The sequence below is a fragment of the Thalassospira tepidiphila MCCC 1A03514 genome (assembly GCF_001662875.1).
In the GTDB taxonomy this organism is placed as follows: Bacteria; Pseudomonadota; Alphaproteobacteria; order Rhodospirillales; family Thalassospiraceae; genus Thalassospira; species Thalassospira tepidiphila.
In genome coordinates, this window is sequence record NZ_JPVZ01000004.1 from 58,381 (window position 1) to 73,947 (window position 15,567).

The following is a 15,567-nucleotide window of genomic DNA, read 5'->3' on the forward strand; positions in this document are numbered from 1 at the left end:
GGCTTCTTGATCACAAAAAAGTGACAAATGGTCATTTATTTCGCCAGTCTATCTCGATCTTGGTCTGCGGCGAGAGGGTCCGCAGCTTGTCTTCGAAATAAGCCTGCATGTCCGCAAGGCTGTGTTCATCGGCCGCAGACATCGCAACTGTCAGAAACAGCGGCGTCGCTGTCAGCTCGCATGCACCATTTTCAAATGCCAGTACACCAGCATCGGGTTTGCGCAGGGTACCCTTGACGTCTTCGCCACGGGCTTGCAGCATCATCCCCTTGAGAAAGCAAGGCGCGCCGCGCAAATAGATATCTGCAAACGCAAAGCTACCGACACCATCCTGTGCCTTTGAAGTCCGAGACACAGGGCCAGCCTCATCAACTGAAACATCCATCGGATTGACCGAAACCGGCCAAGACTCGTTCACTTTGATCGCCAGATTAGACATGTGCATCACCAATCCTGTAAGGGCGCTTTATGCGCACGGTATCCCCATACCCCTTGGACACGCATTTCACATTGCTTAAGCACTGAACAATAATGACTACTAGTCATTTATCGCACATCACAGAAGATCGTCAATGCACTTTGTCCTGACAAAATGTCCTGAATCGGGCAAAGCGCAAGTCTGTCGGCAAAAATTTCTGAAATATTTGCGTGACGATCCGCCAGATCACGCAGATCATCGTAAAAAATCGTTGTTTAACAACGGAATGCAGCCGAGATCACATTGCTGTGACGTGATCTGGATTGCTGCATCCCGATATTTGCATGGCAGCGTTGCCTAGCCCTGAACGACTTCCTGACGCTGCGCGCCCAAACCATCGATTCCCAGTTCCATCACGTCGCCGGGTTTGAGGTAAACCGGCGGGTTTTGCCCCATACCCACACCTGGCGGGGTGCCGGTCGAGATAATGTCACCGGGTTGCAGGCTCATGAAACGCGAAAGATAGCTAACGACGAATGCAACACCATAGGCCATGGTTTTCGTGCTGCCATCCTGATAACGCTTGCCGTTCACATCGAGCCACATGGAAAGATTCTGTGGATCGGCAATCTGATCGCGAGTGACAAGCCACGGACCAATCGGGCCGAAGGTATCGGCACTTTTGCCCTTCACCCATTGCCCTGAATGTTCAAGCTGAAACGCGCGCTCGGAAACATCATTGATCAGACAGTAACCTGCGACATGATCAAGTGCATCGGCCTCGTCGACATATTTGGTGTGCTTGCCGATCACCACGCCCAGTTCGACTTCCCAATCGGTTTTGGTCGAACCGCGCGGAATTTCAATCGTGTCATTCGGGCCACAAACCGCCGAGGTTGCCTTAAGGAAAATGATCGGTTCTGGCGGCAGTTCCATACCGGCTTCTTGCGCATGGTCAGAATAGTTCAAACCGATGCAGATAAACTTGCCGGGCCGCCCGACACAGGCGCCAATGCGCGGATCACCCGACACGACCGGCAGGCTTTCCGGATCAAGTGCCGCAATACGTGTAAAGGTTTCATCGGAAATCGTGGTCGGATCAAGATCATCAATCACGCTGGAAAGATCGCGGATTAAGCCATCCGCATCACAAAGCCCCGGTTTCTCCGCCCCGACCGGGCCATAGCGCAAAAGCTTCATGAATTCTCTCTCCTGATATCGTCACGCGGGTTCTTTCTGGGCCCTTGACCAAGCCAAGTCCTGCAAAAAGAACAATTTATCCCTCATACCTTAGTGATGTCACATCATGATCCCAAAGGGCAAGCCAATTGAGGATACATTATCCGCAGTGACCATGATGATTGTTCTCGCCCGGCAATTCGATATCATCACCGAAAAGACCTCTGCGCCGAGAAAGGAAACGACAGGACATGATGGAGACCCTTACCGCAGCCGACGGGCACAAGTTTGATTGCTGGTTTGAACCACCCGTTGGCACAAGACGCGGCGCGATTGTAATCCTGCAGGAAATCTTTGGCGTCACCGAGCAGCTCAAGGGGGTTGCGCGCAAATATGCCGCCCTTGGCTATGAGGTTGCCATCCCTGCCCTGTTTGACCGGGTGGAGCGTGGTGCGGTTGTTGACTTCAACGATTTTGATCGGGCGCGTGCGTTGATGATGGCGTCCGAGCTTTCAAACACCCTGACCGACATCGATGCCGCCGCCCGCGCCCTGTCTGCCAACGGTGGCAGGGTTGGCGTGATCGGCTTTTGCTGGGGCGGCGGGTTGGCACTGCGCAGCGCCCAATGTCTTGATATCGCGGCAGGTGTTTCATTCTATGGCACGCGCATCGACCAATATCTTGATAAGCCGCTGCACACGCCATTTCTGGCGCATTTCGGCCTGTCTGATGGTCACGTCCCGATTGAGATGATCGAAGACGCCAAGGCAGCTTTGCCCGGCATGGAAGTACATATGTATGAAGCCGGTCATGCCTTTGCCAACGAAGCACGTCCATCCGCCTATGTCGAAGCGGCCGCCGAAGTTGCACATGCCCGCACAGCCGAATTTCTTGCCCTTCATGTCGCAGCCTGACGCGACAGCCCCCAGCCCTGACCCATTGGAAACACAGCCCAGATGCGTATTGCCATTCTTGATGACTATCAAAACATTGCCCTGCAGTCGGCCGACTGGACAGACGTCCAAAATCACGGCGAGATCACCGTATTTGACGATCATGTTTGCAATACGGGCGATCTGATCAGCCGCCTTGAGCCATTTGACGTCCTGTGTGTCATGCGTGAACGCACAGCTCTTACCGGCGACATTTTGCGCGCCCTTCCGAACCTGCGGCTGATCGTAACCACCGGCAAACGCAATGACGCCATTGATGTCGCAACCGCAAGTGAACTGGGCATCACAGTTTGCGGCACAGAGTCCCCATCCACGGCAACGCCCGAACTGACCTTTGCCCTGATGCTGGCACTTGCCCGCAATCTCATGGCGGAAAACGCATCGATGCGCGCCGGCGGCTGGCAAGTCGGGATCGGCCAGGACCTTGCAGGTTCAACCTTGGGGATTATCGGGCTTGGACGGTTGGGCGCAAAGGTCGCGAAAATGGCGCAGGCCTTTGACATGCATGTCTGCGCCTGGAGCGCCAATCTGACGCAGGAACGCTGCGACGAATTGGGCGTAACCCATATGGCAACCAAGGAAGACCTGCTGCGCGCGTCGGATTTCGTCACCATCCATCAACGCCTGTCTGATCGCACCCATGGCCTGATTGGTACGAATGAGCTCAATCAGATGAAGCCAACCGCCTATCTGATCAACACATCACGCGGCCCGATCGTTGATGACACTGCCCTGATTGACGCGCTCAACAGCGGCGAGATTGCCGGTGCCGCACTCGATGTTTACGACAAGGAACCACTGCCCGTATCGCATCCCCTGCGTCATTGTGATGGCCTTTTGCTAAGCCCCCATCTTGGCTATGTCACCCGCAACACCTGGAACGTGTTTTACGGCCAGACGGTCGAGGCCATTTTGGCTTGGCGCAGCGGCAACCCGATCCGGGTTATCGGGCCTTAAGAAGCGCATTTAACAATTTTCCAAGTTCAAAGGGGCTCGATGACATGGCAAAACCAGCCACCGCCAGACGCCCGAGAGATGACTTGGAAAGACAGCGACATATGTGATCCTGGTAACGCCAATCTCGCAGGTAGCACGTTTGTGATTTGCGAATTCTCCAACTTCGTCGAAAATGGAAATTAGATGGAGATCAGGATGCAGCGCGACATGCTGGTCCCTGATTCAGGCTGACAGTTCAATCCGGATAATCAGATATTCGTCACCAGCACGCCCCAAAATCTGATGTGTAATTTCACAAGGATCGCATGATGGAACGTTTGACTGCCAAGGATTTTTCTCCGGAGCTTCTCGAACTTTATGATTTCTATGCCCACGGCATGATTGATCGCCGTGAGTTTCTTGATCGTGCGGGCCGATATGCGGTTGGTGGAATGACCGCCCTTGCGATCCTTAATGCCATGAGCCCAAACTATGCCATGGCTCATCAGGTCGACTTTACCGATCCCGATATTGTTGCTGAATACATCATGTACCCGTCGCCCAACGGTCACGGTGAAGTGCGTGGCTATCTGGTCAAACCGGCCAATGTGACCAGCAAGGTACCCGGTGTTGTGGTCGTGCATGAGAACCGGGGTCTGAACCCCTATATCGAAGATGTCGCGCGGCGTGTGGCCAAGGCAGGCTTTGTCGCACTTGCCCCGGATGGATTGACATCGGTTGGAGGCTACCCCGGCAATGACGACAAGGGCCGTGAATTGCAACGCACAGTCGACCCAACCAAGCTGATGAACGACTTTTTTGCCGCCATTGAGTTCCTCGCCGCCCACGAGGCCACCACGGAAAAAATCGGTATCACTGGCTTCTGCTATGGTGGCGGTGTCTCCAATGCCGCCGCAGTTGCCTATCCGGAATTGGGGGCCGCCGTTCCGTTCTATGGTCGTCAGCCCGCGGTCGAGGATGTCCCCCGTATTCAGGCACCGATCCTGTTGCAATACGGTGAACTTGATGAGCGTATCAATGCCGGATGGCCTGTCTACGAAGAGGCATTAAAGGCCAATGACAAGGTCTATGAGGCCTATATATATCCGGGCGCCAACCATGGCTTCCATAACGATTCCACACCACGTTATGACAAGGACGCAGCCGAACTGGCATGGCAACGCACCATTGACTGGTTCAACAAATACCTGTCCTAAAGCATTTTGCCTTTAATCTGCATAAAAGGGCTAGCCGGACGTGTTTCACGACAAACCGGCTCGCCCTTTTTGGATTTAAAATCAGATCGCAGAATGTTTGCGATAGCCCGGTGCAAACAGAAGTCTGGCCGATGTGATGCCGGTCTGGTTTTCCCAGGTGGTACGTTCCATAAGAAAAAGCGATGTGCCGGGATCGGTGCGCAGCACCTTGGCCTCTGCCGCGCTGGCATTGACCGCGGAGAAATAGATATCGCCGCGCGTGTAGGGCGCATGCAACACCAGCCATTCATTGGCGCTGATTTTTTCAAGATCGGCATCAAGGATCGTCGGGGTTGCGGCAATCGACACCCAGCGATCCTCAAACATGAACGGCTTGCCATCGGCCAGATGGAGCGAGGTGATATGCAGCATATCGCTTTCGGCGGTGACGCCCAGATTGGCGCAGATTTCGGGCGGCGGGGTGCGCCGTTCGCTAAACAGCAGGCCATAGGCATATTTCTGCCCGCGCCCTTCGATCTCAAGCCGGATGACCGGAATATCAAGCTTGGCCCGCCGCACCGGGTGGGCCGCCACCCGCGTGCCCGCCTTGCGCCGGCGATCGAGGAACCCTTCGGATGCCAGTTCACGCAGCGCACGGTTCACGGTGGCACGCGCACAGCCAAGTTGCTCGGCAAGTTCGACTTCCTTGGGGATCAGGTCGCCGGGTTTCCACTCACGGGTATGAATGCGGCGCAAAACCTCGTCATGGACGGATTGCCAGCTTTGCTGTTCCAGGCTGTTCACACTGCTTCCTTGAGTTGTTCCATCACCTTGCGATACCGGCTCGTGATCGCGTCATGGGCGATGTGGCGGCCCTCGGTCACAACATGGCGACCGGCCGACCAGACATCACGCACCATGCGATCATCTCCGGCAAAGATATATGTATCGAGGATCGTATCGCCTGTCCGACCGACCAGGTCAACCGCCGAACCATCAAGGGCCATCAAATCGGCCAGTGCGCCAACTTCAATCCGGCCTGAATCGCGCCCGGCGGCCTGTGCCCCGCCCTTGGCCGCTGCGTCATAAATGCGCCGTGCGGTCGATTTTTGTTCGGTCGCCAAAGCCGCGCGGGAGTTATCACGCAGGCGCTGGCTGTATTCCAGGGTTCGCAATTCTTCCGAGAGCGAAATACGGATATTGGAATCCGATCCCACACCAATCACACCCCCGGCATTGAGATAACGAACGCCATCAAAGATACCATCGCCCAGACTGCTTTCGGTGATCGGGCAGAGACCGGCCACCGCACCGGTTTTAGCCAGCTCAAGCGTTTCGTGTTCTTCCATCTGGGTACAGTGGATCAAACACCAGTTCGCATTCACATCGGCATTTTCAAGCAACCATTCCGTCGGGCGCTTGCCCCAGCTTTCGCGCACTTCATCCACCTCGGCCAGTTGTTCGGCCAGATGCATGTGGATCGGGCCATCTTTCGACAGCAGGCTTGTAGCAAGCAAATCTTCGCGACCAACGGCACGCAGGGAATGCGGCGCAACCCCCATCACCGTATCGGCGGGCAGGTTTTTGATCGCGCAAACGGATTCCTCATACAACTTGGTGAACTGGTCGGGATCATTGCCGAAACGGATCTGACCCGGGCCGAGCGGGCGCTTGTCACAGCCGCCATATTGATAATGCACGGGCAGAAGCGTCAGGCCGATGCCGGTGATTTCGGTGGCCGCCGCAATACGTTCGGCCATCTCGGCGATATTGTCATACAAATGCCCGCCGGGGCGATGATGCAGGTAATGGAACTCTGTATTGTTGGCATACCCGGCTTCCAGCATTTCCATCTGAACGAAGGCTGCTATCGCCTCGACATGGTCCGGGGTCAGCTGATCGAGGAAGCGGAACATTAACTGCCGCCAGGTCCAGAAGGTATCGCGCGGGTCGGGGCCGCGCCGTTCCGTCAGGCCAGCCATCGAGCGCTGAAACGCGTGGCTATGCAGGTTTGAAATCGCCGGAAGAAGGATATCGGTTTTGCTGGTGGCATCGGATGGCGCAGCAGAATCGGCCTGAATCGCAGCAATTCTGCCATTCTCATCGATCTCGATCCGGACATTGCTTTGCCAACCCGCCGTCGTAAGTGCCTGATTTGCCCAAAGAACCTTCATTGCCTCTACCCGTCTTGACAGAAATATTATGTACGTACATATTATCTTTAATAACAAACTTATCAAGGGGTGATGCTTCGCGATGCTGCTTCGAAACGCAAAAATCGTCACGATTGGGGATCAGGACAGTTATGGCCTGATCGAGTGCGGCGCGATTGCCATCAAGGACGGCCTGATCGATTGGGTCGGTGCCGATGACGCCATCCCGGCAGCCTACCTTGACGGTCCAGTGCGTAACCTTGAAGGTCGCCTGATCACCCCGGCCCTGATTGATTGCCACACCCATGTTGTCCATGGCGGCGACCGTGCGGTTGAGTTTGAAATGCGCCTGAAGGGTGCAAGCTATGAAGAAGTCGCGCGTGCTGGCGGCGGCATTGTTTCGACCGTGAAGGCGACCCGTGAAGCATCGATTGAGGATCTTTTGACATCCGCCCTGCCGCGCGTGGACGCGCTGCTGGCCGAAGGCGTGTCGGTGATCGAGGTCAAGTCGGGTTACGGCCTTGATCGCGACACCGAGCTTAACATGCTGCGCGCAGCCCGGATGATTAGCGCCCATCGTAATGTGCGGATCAAAACCACCTTCCTTGGTGCCCATGCGGTGCCGGTTGAATATAAAGACGATCCGGACGGCTATATTGATGAGGTCTGCATTCCGACCCTGAAAGCTGCCCACGCTGAAGGTCTGGTTGATGCGGTTGACGGGTTCTGCGAAGGCATTGCCTTTAACACTGATCAGATCAAACGCGTGTTTGACGCTGCCCGCGAGCTTGGCATTCCGGTCAAACTCCATGCCGAACAGCTATCAAACATCGGCGGCACCAAACTGGCCGCCGAATATGGGGCGATTTCGGTCGATCACATCGAATACGCCACTGAAGAAGACGCCATCGTCATGGCCAAGGCTGGCTCCGTCGCGGTGCTGCTGCCCGGTGCGTTTTACACCCTGCATGAAACCCAGTTGCCGCCGATTGACGCATTCCGCAAGCACGGCGTGCCGATGGCGATTGCGACCGACTGCAATCCCGGCTCTTCGCCGCTGGCATCGATCCTTTTGACCATGAACATGTCCTGCACGCTGTTCCGCCTGACGCCTGAAGAGGCACTTGTTGGCGCGACTGCCCATGCGGCGCGCGCCCTTGGCCTGTCGGATACCGGTCGGATCAAGGTAGGCCTGCGGGCTGATCTTGCCATCTGGAATGCCAAACACCCGGCCGAGCTTGCATACCGCATCGGGTTCAACCCGCTGTTCGAAAGCATTGTTGGCGGTGAAAGCATCGCCGCCTGAGCCCAAAGATAACCGCGCCACCGCATCAACATGTGCCCTTGAGGATAGATTATGACTGTCACCCTTATCCCCGCTTCGGTCAAACTGGCAGAGCTTGAACGCATCTGGCGTGATCAGGTCGCAGTCAAACTCGATCCCGCAGCCCGCGACGGTGTTGAAGCGGCGCACGCAATGGTGCGCAAGGCCGCCGACGGCAGCGATGCGGTATATGGCGTGAATACCGGATTTGGCAAACTGGCCTCGGTCAAGATTGCCCCGGAAGATACCGAAACCCTGCAACGCAACCTGATCCTCAGCCATTGCTGTGGCGTGGGCGAGCCGCTTGATATCGCGACCACCCGTTTGATGATGGCGTTGAAATTACTGTCGCTTGGGCGCGGCGCATCAGGTGTGCGTTGGGATCTGATCGAACTGATCGAAGGCATGCTGGCCAAGAGTGTTACCCCCGTCGTCCCGTCGCAAGGATCGGTTGGCGCATCGGGCGATCTGGCCCCGCTGGCGCATATGGCTGCGGTCATGATCGGCGCGGGCGATGCCATCTATGAAGGTAAAACCCTTCCGGGTGGTGAGGCACTTGCGAAGGCGGGCCTGACGCCGGTGGTGCTGGGCCCGAAAGAGGGTCTGGCGCTGATTAACGGTACGCAGTTTTCAACCGCCTGCGCGCTGGCCGGGCTATTTTCGGCCTGGCGCAATGCGGCGAGTTCGATTGTGACATCGTCGCTTTCGACCGATGCGATCATGGGTTCGACCGCCCCGCTGGTCGATGAAATCCATACGCTTCGCGGGCATCCGGGCCAGATCAATGTCGCACGTGCAATGCGCGATCTGATGACCGGATCGGAAATCCGCGAAAGCCACCGCGAAGGCGATACCCGCGTTCAGGACCCCTATTGCATCCGTTGCCAACCGCAAGTCACCGGGGCGGCGATGGATTTGCTACGCTTTGCCGGCCAGACGCTTGAGATCGAAGCCAATGCCGTGACCGACAACCCGCTGGTTCTGAAAGAAGACGGCCGCATTGTTTCGGGCGGGAACTTCCACGCCGAGCCGGTGGCGTTTGCCGCCGATCAGATCGCGCTTGCGGTTGCCGAGATCGGGGCGATTGCCCAACGCCGTGTTGCATTGATGGTCGATCCGACCCTGTCGCACGATTTGCCGCCGTTCCTGACGCCGGAGCCCGGCCTGAATTCCGGTCTGATGATTGCCGAGGTCACCACTGCCGCACTCATGAGTGAAAACAAACATCTGGCCAACCCGTGTTCGACCGACAGCACGCCGACCAGTGCCAATCAGGAAGACCACGTGTCGATGGCGGCCCACGGCGCGCGGCGACTGGCGCGGATGAATGCCAACCTTTCCTACATCCTTGGGGTCGAGCTGATCTGTGCAGCACAGGGTGTTGAATTCCGTGCCCCGCTTAAGACCAGCCCGGGGCTGCTCAATGTTTTGAAATCGGTTCGTTCTGACATTCCGACCGTCAAGGAAGACCGTTACATGGCGCCGGATCTGGCGAAGGCCGCCGAACTTGTCACTGGCGGCACGCTTGTAGATGCCGCCAATCTTTCGGGCTTTGTCGTTGGGGAGGCAGCATAACCATGACCGATCCGGTTGAAATCAAACGCGGTGATGGTCCCATTGTCCTGGGACTGCCCCATACGGGCACTTATGTGCCGGGTGACATTGCCGCGAAACTGAATGATCGTGGCCGTGAACTGGCTGATACCGATTGGCATATTCACACCCTTTATGACGGGTTGCTTGATGGTGTGACGACGGTGCGTGCGACGTTTCATCGTTATGTGATTGATGCCAACCGCGACCCCGAAGGTGTCAGCCTCTATCCCGGTCAGAACACCACCACCCTTGTGCCGCTGACCGATTTTGACGGCGAGAATATATGGGACGTGGCACCGACCGAAGACGACATCGCCTATCGGGCCGCAACATTTCATGCGCCGTATCATAAGGCACTGGCGGCCGAGCTTGAGCGCGTGCGCGCCAAACACGGTGTGGCGATCCTCTATGATTGCCATTCGATCCGCTCAAACATTCCGTTCCTGTTTGACGGCACATTGCCGGACTTCAATATCGGCACCAATCTGGGCGCGACATGCGATCCGATGATCGAGACGCTGACATCCGAAATCTGTTCGCAGGCCCAAGGATACAGCGCGGTTCTGAACGGTCGTTTCAAAGGCGGCTGGACCACCCGCCATTATGGCCGCCCGGAAATCAATCAACACGCCATCCAGATGGAACTGGCGCAATCCAACTATCTGACGGCCGAGGAAGCCCCTTGGTCCTATGACGAAAGCCGTGCAGCAAAATTGCGCACGCATCTTACTGAAATCCTGAAGACACTGGCCGATTTGGCCCCAGCACTAAGAGGCAAGTCATGACCAACAATCCGCGTCACAACCAGCGTGATATCTATCCCGACACCGGAAGCAAGATTTCGGCGAAAAGCTGGCTGACCGAAGCGCCGATGCGCATGTTGATGAACAACCTGCATCCCGATGTTGCCGAAAACCCGCATGAGCTGGTTGTCTATGGTGGCATTGGCCGAGCAGCGCGCACCTGGAAGGATTTCGATCAGATAGTTGCCAGCCTGAAGGAACTTGAAGATGACCAGACCCTTCTGGTGCAGTCGGGCAAGCCGGTTGGTGTGTTCCGCACGCATAAGGACGCGCCGCGCGTTCTGATCGCGAACTCCAACCTTGTGCCGCATTGGGCCAACTGGGACCATTTCAACGAACTCGATAAAAAAGGTCTGGCGATGTATGGCCAGATGACGGCGGGTTCGTGGATCTATATCGGGTCACAGGGCATCGTTCAGGGCACCTATGAAACCTTTGTCGAGGCGGGCCGCCAGCATTATGACGGCGACCTTACGGGCAAGTGGATTCTGACCGGTGGCCTTGGCGGCATGGGTGGCGCACAGCCGTTGGCGGCTGTGATGGCCGGTGCATGCTGTTTGGCTGTTGAGTGCGATGAAACCCGTGCGGATTTCCGCCTGCGGACCCGTTATGTCGATGAGAAAACCCATTCGCTGGATGAAGCGCTTGAAATGATCGAGCGCTGGACCAAAGCAGGCGAAGCCAAGTCCGTTGCCCTGATCGGCAATGCGGCGGATGTGTTCCCGGAACTGGTCAAGCGCGGCGTTCGCCCGGACATCGTGACTGATCAGACATCGGCACATGACCCGGTGCATGGATACCTTCCGCAGGGTTGGACCGTTGCCGAATGGCGCGAAAAACAGGAATCTGATCCCAAGGCTGTTTCCAAGGCCGCCCGCGCATCAATGCGCGTTCAGGTCGAAGCCATGGTTGCCTTCCACGAGGCGGGTATCCCGACGGTCGATTATGGCAACAACATCCGTCAGATGGCGCTTGAAGAAGGGTTCGAGAACGCATTTGCTTTCCCGGGCTTTGTTCCTGCCTATATCCGCCCGCTGTTCTGCAAGGGCATTGGTCCGTTCCGTTGGGCGGCCCTTTCGGGTGATCCCGAGGACATCTACAAGACCGACCAGAAGGTCAAGGAACTGATCCCCGATGATCCGCACCTGCATAACTGGCTGGACATGGCGCGCGAACGCATTTCGTTCCAGGGCCTGCCGGCGCGTATTTGCTGGGTCGGTCTGGGACAGCGCCACCGCCTGGGTATGGCGTTCAACGAAATGGTCAAGAATGGTGAACTGAAAGCCCCGGTCGTCATCGGGCGTGACCATCTTGACAGCGGTTCGGTTGCAAGCCCGAACCGCGAAACCGAAGCCATGAAAGATGGCTCGGATGCGGTCAGTGACTGGCCGTTACTTAATGCGCTGCTCAATACGGCGTCCGGGGCAACCTGGGTATCGCTGCATCATGGCGGCGGTGTTGGAATGGGCTTCTCGCAGCATTCCGGCATGGTGATTTGTTGTGACGGCACAGAAGATGCCGCACGCAGGGTCGAACGCGTCCTTTGGAACGATCCGGCAACCGGTGTGATGCGTCATGCGGATGCAGGATATGACATCGCACTGGATTGCGCCCGGGAACACGGGCTGAACCTGCCCGGGATTCTCGGCAAGTAATTAAAACTCACGCGTGGGGGCAGTGACGACTGCCCCTGCATCGCCCTATCAGGGTACAATCAAGGAGGCTTCTTAACATGAAAAGACGTGAATTTCTGACCGCCGGTGTTGCCGGCGCAGGTGCAGCGGCCGCTGCAACATTCGCAACCCCTGCCATCGCACAGGACAAGCGCCAGTGGAACATGGTGACCGCATGGCCGAAAAACCTGCCTGGGCCGGGTGTGGCTGCACAGAAGCTGGCAGACCGTATCACCACACTTTCGGGTGGTCGTCTTGAAGTCAAACTTCATGCGGCTGGCGAACTGGTTCCGGGCAATGGTGTGTTTGACGCCGTTGCCGAAGGTACGGCCGAGATTTATCACGCGGTTCCGGCATACTGGGGTTCGAAATCCAAAGGTATCCTTCTGTTTGGTTCGCAGCCGTTTGGCCTGCGTGCCGATGAACAGGTTGGCTGGCTGAACTATGGTGGCGGTCAGGAACTGTATGACGAAATCTATGGCCAGTTCGGTCTGAAGCCGTTCCTGTGCGGTAACTCCGGCCCGCAGTGGGCAGGTTGGTTCCGCAACGAAATCAACTCGGTCGATGACCTTAAGGGTCTTAAGTTCCGTACCACCGGTCTGGCATCGGAGATGTGCTCGAAACTTGGTATGGCGGTTCAGGCCATGGGCGGTCGTGACATGTTCCAGGCACTTCAGTCTGGTGCGCTTGATGCCGGTGAGTTCATTGGCCCGTGGAGCGACAGTGCGCTTGGCTTCTATCAGGTTGCCAAGAACTACTACTGGCCGGGTGTTGGTGAGCCGTCCTCAGCCGAGGAATGTGCGGTCAATGCCAAGGCCTATGCCGACCTTCCTGATGACCTGAAAGCCGTCGTCAAGTTCGCGGCAGACAGCCTTTATAACGAAGTCTGGACCGAGTACGAGACCAAGCATGCCATGGCCCTGAAACAGCTTGTCGCAGAACAGGATGTGAAGGTTCGCAAGCTTCCGGACGAAGTTGTTGAAGCCATGGCCAAAGCCGGTGCCGAGGTGATTGCGGAGCTTCGCGAAAGCGACGATGCACTGACCAAAAAGGTCACCGAAAGCTTTGTTGCCTATCGTGACCTGATCGGTGGTTACATGACCTATGCCGATAACGGTCAGATGAATGCACGCGCCAAAGCGCTTGGCTTCTGATAGACGTTATGACCGGTGCCGGAAATATCCGGCACCGGTTTCTTTTTTCAGGCGTGCCTTTCACGGGGAGATGTCATGCAACGCCTTGCTGATGCACTTGACCAGATAAACCACTGGACCGGGATGACCGTGCGCTGGTTCGCACTTCTGATGGTTCTGTTGCAGTTTACCGTGGTCTTGCTGCGCTATGTTTTCGGGTTTAGTTCAATCGCGCTTAATGAAAGCGTTCTGTATCTGCATGCCGCTTTGTTCATGTTGGGGGCGGGCTATACGCTGTTGGTTGATGGCCATGTCCGGGTGGACATTTTTTATGCCGCAGCCACCGACAAGACCAAGGCGCGGATTGATGCGTTTGGCTATGTGGTACTGGCAATCCCGTCGATGGCAGCCCTGCTGTATTGGACCTGGCCATCAGTGATCAATTCGATCTCGATGATGGAAGGGGCGATTTCGGTGGGGGGCATTCCGGCCGTCTGGTTTTTGAAATCCCTGATCCCGGCCTTTTGTATTCTGTTGATTATCCAGTCTGTCGCCTGCTTGCTCAGGCAAGTGGTTTTGCTGCGCGGCAATGTTGAAGATCAAGGCGGTGCGAAGTGATGGAATATCTTGATCTTTTGATGTTTGCCGCCCTGATGGGCTGCATCCTTCTGGGCTTTCCGGTGTCATTTTCAATCGCCGGAACGGCGGTGATTTTCGGTTATCTCGGCTGGGTCACCGATACGATGAATATCGGCCTGATGGGGGCGTTCGGGCAGCGCGTGTTTGGCACGCTGACCAATGATGTCCTGATCGCCATCCCGCTGTTTGTCGTTATGGGTGTCGTCCTTGAACGGTCGCGCATTGCCGAAGATTTGCTCCATACCATGGGCCGACTGTTTGGGCAGTTGCGCGGCGGTCTGGGCATTTCGGTGGTGCTGGTGGGTGCGTTACTGGCGGCCTCGACCGGGATTGTCGGGGCCACGGTGATTGCCATGGGCATGATCGCGCTTCCGACCATGTTGCGCACCGGCTATAACCCGAAAATGGCATCAGGCCTTGTTTGCACCGCAGGCACATTGGGCCAGATCATCCCGCCCTCGACGCTTTTGATCATTCTGTCTGATGTGATGTCATCGGCCTATCAGCAGGCGCAATATGAACAGGGCAAATTCACGATTGAAACCATTTCGGTCGGGCAGATTTTTGCCGGTGCGCTGATTCCAGGCCTGACGCTGGTGGCGATTTATATCATCTATATCCTGCTGCGCGGGCTGATACGCCCGGCCGACATGCCACCGGTTCAAAGCGATGATGGCCGCCCCAGCGCGGGCGAAGTGGTCGGTGCGGTTTTGCCGCCTGTGCTTCTGATCATTGCCGTTCTAGGGGCCATTCTGGGCGGGGTCGCCACCCCGACCGAGGCGGCATCAGTTGGCGCGATCGGCGCGATCCTGATGGCGGGCGTCCGTCAGGGGGCGAACCGCAATCTGGTTCTGACCGGGACTGTCGCCCTTTTGATTCTGGCGATCATGGCCGGTGTCGCGCCGGTGCGTTTCCAGCGCAGTGATCTGACCGGTATTGATTATGCCCTGGGTGCTGGTTATGTGGCGCTGGCTGTTGTCGGGATTGTCGCGATCCTCGCCTGCCTGCGTCAGGCATGGAAAGCCGACATTCTGAAATCGGCGCTGACATCGACCATGACGGTCAGTTCAATGATCTTTGCCACCATCCTGACAGCCAGCATGTTCTCGCTGGTGTTTATCGGGCTGGGCGGTGAAGACCATGTCGAGGAAATCCTTGAATCGATGCCTGGTGGCCCGACAGGGGCGCTGATCTTCTGTATGGCGCTGATCTTTGTGTTGGGCTTCTTCCTTGATTTCGTGGAAATCACGGTGATCCTGCTGCCGCTGATTGCGCCGGGGCTGATTATGATGGGTCACGATCCGGTGTGGCTGGCGATCCTGATTGCGATCAACCTGCAGACATCGTTCCTGACCCCGCCATTTGGCTTCTCGCTGTTTTACCTGCGCAGTGCCGCCCCGCCGGAAATCACCACCGGCCAGATTTATCAGGGTGTGGTGCCGTTCATCGCCCTGCAGCTGTTTGGCATTTTCGTGATCTGGCTGTGGCCATCACTGGCCAACTGGCTGCCAAGCGTGGTGTTCTAGGCAAAGAACTGAAAATGAAAAAACGCCCCCGATTTCTG

Annotated in this window: 14 protein-coding genes; 10 read left to right on the forward strand and 4 right to left on the reverse strand. The window is 56.7% G+C overall.

The features are described from left to right. Window positions 1-31: 31 nt before the first annotated feature. Window positions 32-418, reverse strand: a complete 387-nt coding sequence (locus TH4_RS10540) for a DUF2218 domain-containing protein (RefSeq protein ID WP_167351212.1) — start codon at window positions 416-418, stop codon at window positions 32-34. Between the two features lie 357 nt (window positions 419-775). Further along, window positions 776-1,618, reverse strand: a complete 843-nt coding sequence (locus TH4_RS10550; RefSeq protein WP_064781087.1) for a fumarylacetoacetate hydrolase family protein — start codon at window positions 1,616-1,618, stop codon at window positions 776-778. A 230-nt stretch (window positions 1,619-1,848) separates the two neighbouring features. Between TH4_RS10550 and TH4_RS10555 the strand changes: the two genes are divergently transcribed. The 3 genes from TH4_RS10555 to yghX all read left to right on the forward strand — a co-directional run bounded on the left by TH4_RS10555 (window position 1,849) and on the right by yghX (window position 4,703). Beyond that, window positions 1,849-2,511: a dienelactone hydrolase family protein gene (locus tag TH4_RS10555; protein WP_064781088.1), complete on the forward strand. Its 663-nt coding sequence runs from the start codon at window positions 1,849-1,851 to the stop codon at window positions 2,509-2,511. Between the two features lie 42 nt (window positions 2,512-2,553). Continuing rightward, window positions 2,554-3,507 (forward strand): D-2-hydroxyacid dehydrogenase family protein, encoded by a 954-nt coding sequence (locus TH4_RS10560; protein ID WP_064781089.1) that lies wholly within the window; start codon window positions 2,554-2,556, stop codon window positions 3,505-3,507. A gap of 308 nt (window positions 3,508-3,815) precedes the next feature. Next, complete coding sequence (gene yghX / locus TH4_RS10565; protein WP_064781090.1) at window positions 3,816-4,703, forward strand: YghX family hydrolase; 888 nt, start codon at window positions 3,816-3,818, stop codon at window positions 4,701-4,703. A gap of 81 nt (window positions 4,704-4,784) precedes the next feature. Here yghX and TH4_RS10570 read toward each other — a convergent pair whose 3' ends face one another. Then, entirely contained in the window at window positions 4,785-5,486 is a 702-nt protein-coding gene (locus TH4_RS10570; RefSeq protein WP_064781091.1) for a histidine utilization transcriptional repressor HutC, read from the reverse strand. Beyond that, entirely contained in the window at window positions 5,483-6,856 is a 1,374-nt protein-coding gene (locus tag TH4_RS10575; RefSeq protein WP_064781092.1) for a formimidoylglutamate deiminase, read from the reverse strand. The genes TH4_RS10570 and TH4_RS10575 overlap by 4 nt, the downstream gene beginning before the upstream one ends. An 82-nt stretch (window positions 6,857-6,938) precedes the next feature. Here TH4_RS10575 and hutI point away from each other — a divergent pair, with 82 nt between their 5' ends. The 7 genes from hutI to TH4_RS10610 all read left to right on the forward strand — a co-directional run bounded on the left by hutI (window position 6,939) and on the right by TH4_RS10610 (window position 15,529). Beyond that, on the forward strand, window positions 6,939-8,141 hold the full coding sequence (gene hutI, locus TH4_RS10580) for an imidazolonepropionase (RefSeq protein WP_064781093.1): 1,203 nt from the start codon (window positions 6,939-6,941) through the stop codon (window positions 8,139-8,141). 51 nt (window positions 8,142-8,192) lie between these two features. Continuing rightward, a complete protein-coding gene (hutH, locus tag TH4_RS10585; protein ID WP_064781094.1) occupies window positions 8,193-9,734 on the forward strand; it encodes a histidine ammonia-lyase in 1,542 nt (513 codons plus the stop codon). Window positions 9,735-9,736: 2 nt separating this feature from the next. Continuing rightward, window positions 9,737-10,540 carry an N-formylglutamate deformylase gene (hutG, locus tag TH4_RS10590; RefSeq protein WP_064781095.1) on the forward strand — a complete coding sequence of 268 codons (804 nt, stop codon included), beginning with the start codon at window positions 9,737-9,739 and terminating at the stop codon, window positions 10,538-10,540. Then, window positions 10,537-12,213, forward strand: coding sequence for a urocanate hydratase (gene hutU / locus TH4_RS10595; protein ID WP_064781096.1), 1,677 nt, complete (start codon window positions 10,537-10,539; stop codon window positions 12,211-12,213). The genes hutG and hutU overlap by 4 nt, the downstream gene beginning before the upstream one ends. 77 nt (window positions 12,214-12,290) lie before the next feature. Beyond that, window positions 12,291-13,385: a TRAP transporter substrate-binding protein gene (locus tag TH4_RS10600; protein WP_008889951.1), complete on the forward strand. Its 1,095-nt coding sequence runs from the start codon at window positions 12,291-12,293 to the stop codon at window positions 13,383-13,385. Between the two features lie 75 nt (window positions 13,386-13,460). Further along, a complete protein-coding gene (locus TH4_RS10605; protein WP_008889950.1) occupies window positions 13,461-13,982 on the forward strand; it encodes a TRAP transporter small permease subunit in 522 nt (173 codons plus the stop codon). Beyond that, the gene (locus TH4_RS10610) at window positions 13,982-15,529 is read left to right on the forward strand and encodes a TRAP transporter large permease (protein WP_064781097.1); all 1,548 of its coding nucleotides are present in this window, start codon (window positions 13,982-13,984) and stop codon (window positions 15,527-15,529) included. Before TH4_RS10605 ends, TH4_RS10610 begins: the two co-directional genes overlap by 1 nt. The last annotated feature ends 38 nt before the right edge of the window (window positions 15,530-15,567 follow it).

Coding starts and splice junctions, on each gene's coding strand:
- hutU (WP_064781096.1), top strand. CDS start 10,537: ATGACCAACAATCCGCGTCACAACCAGCGTGATATCTATCCCGACACC.
- TH4_RS10560 (WP_064781089.1), top strand. CDS start 2,554: ATGCGTATTGCCATTCTTGATGACTATCAAAACATTGCCCTGCAGTCG.
- TH4_RS10550 (WP_064781087.1), bottom strand. CDS start 1,618: ATGAAGCTTTTGCGCTATGGCCCGGTCGGGGCGGAGAAACCGGGGCTT.
- TH4_RS10575 (WP_064781092.1), bottom strand. CDS start 6,856: ATGAAGGTTCTTTGGGCAAATCAGGCACTTACGACGGCGGGTTGGCAA.
- TH4_RS10610 (WP_064781097.1), top strand. CDS start 13,982: ATGGAATATCTTGATCTTTTGATGTTTGCCGCCCTGATGGGCTGCATC.
- TH4_RS10555 (WP_064781088.1), top strand. CDS start 1,849: ATGATGGAGACCCTTACCGCAGCCGACGGGCACAAGTTTGATTGCTGG.
- hutG (WP_064781095.1), top strand. CDS start 9,737: ATGACCGATCCGGTTGAAATCAAACGCGGTGATGGTCCCATTGTCCTG.
- TH4_RS10605 (WP_008889950.1), top strand. CDS start 13,461: ATGCAACGCCTTGCTGATGCACTTGACCAGATAAACCACTGGACCGGG.
- TH4_RS10600 (WP_008889951.1), top strand. CDS start 12,291: ATGAAAAGACGTGAATTTCTGACCGCCGGTGTTGCCGGCGCAGGTGCA.
- yghX (WP_064781090.1), top strand. CDS start 3,816: ATGGAACGTTTGACTGCCAAGGATTTTTCTCCGGAGCTTCTCGAACTT.
- hutI (WP_064781093.1), top strand. CDS start 6,939: ATGCTGCTTCGAAACGCAAAAATCGTCACGATTGGGGATCAGGACAGT.
- hutH (WP_064781094.1), top strand. CDS start 8,193: ATGACTGTCACCCTTATCCCCGCTTCGGTCAAACTGGCAGAGCTTGAA.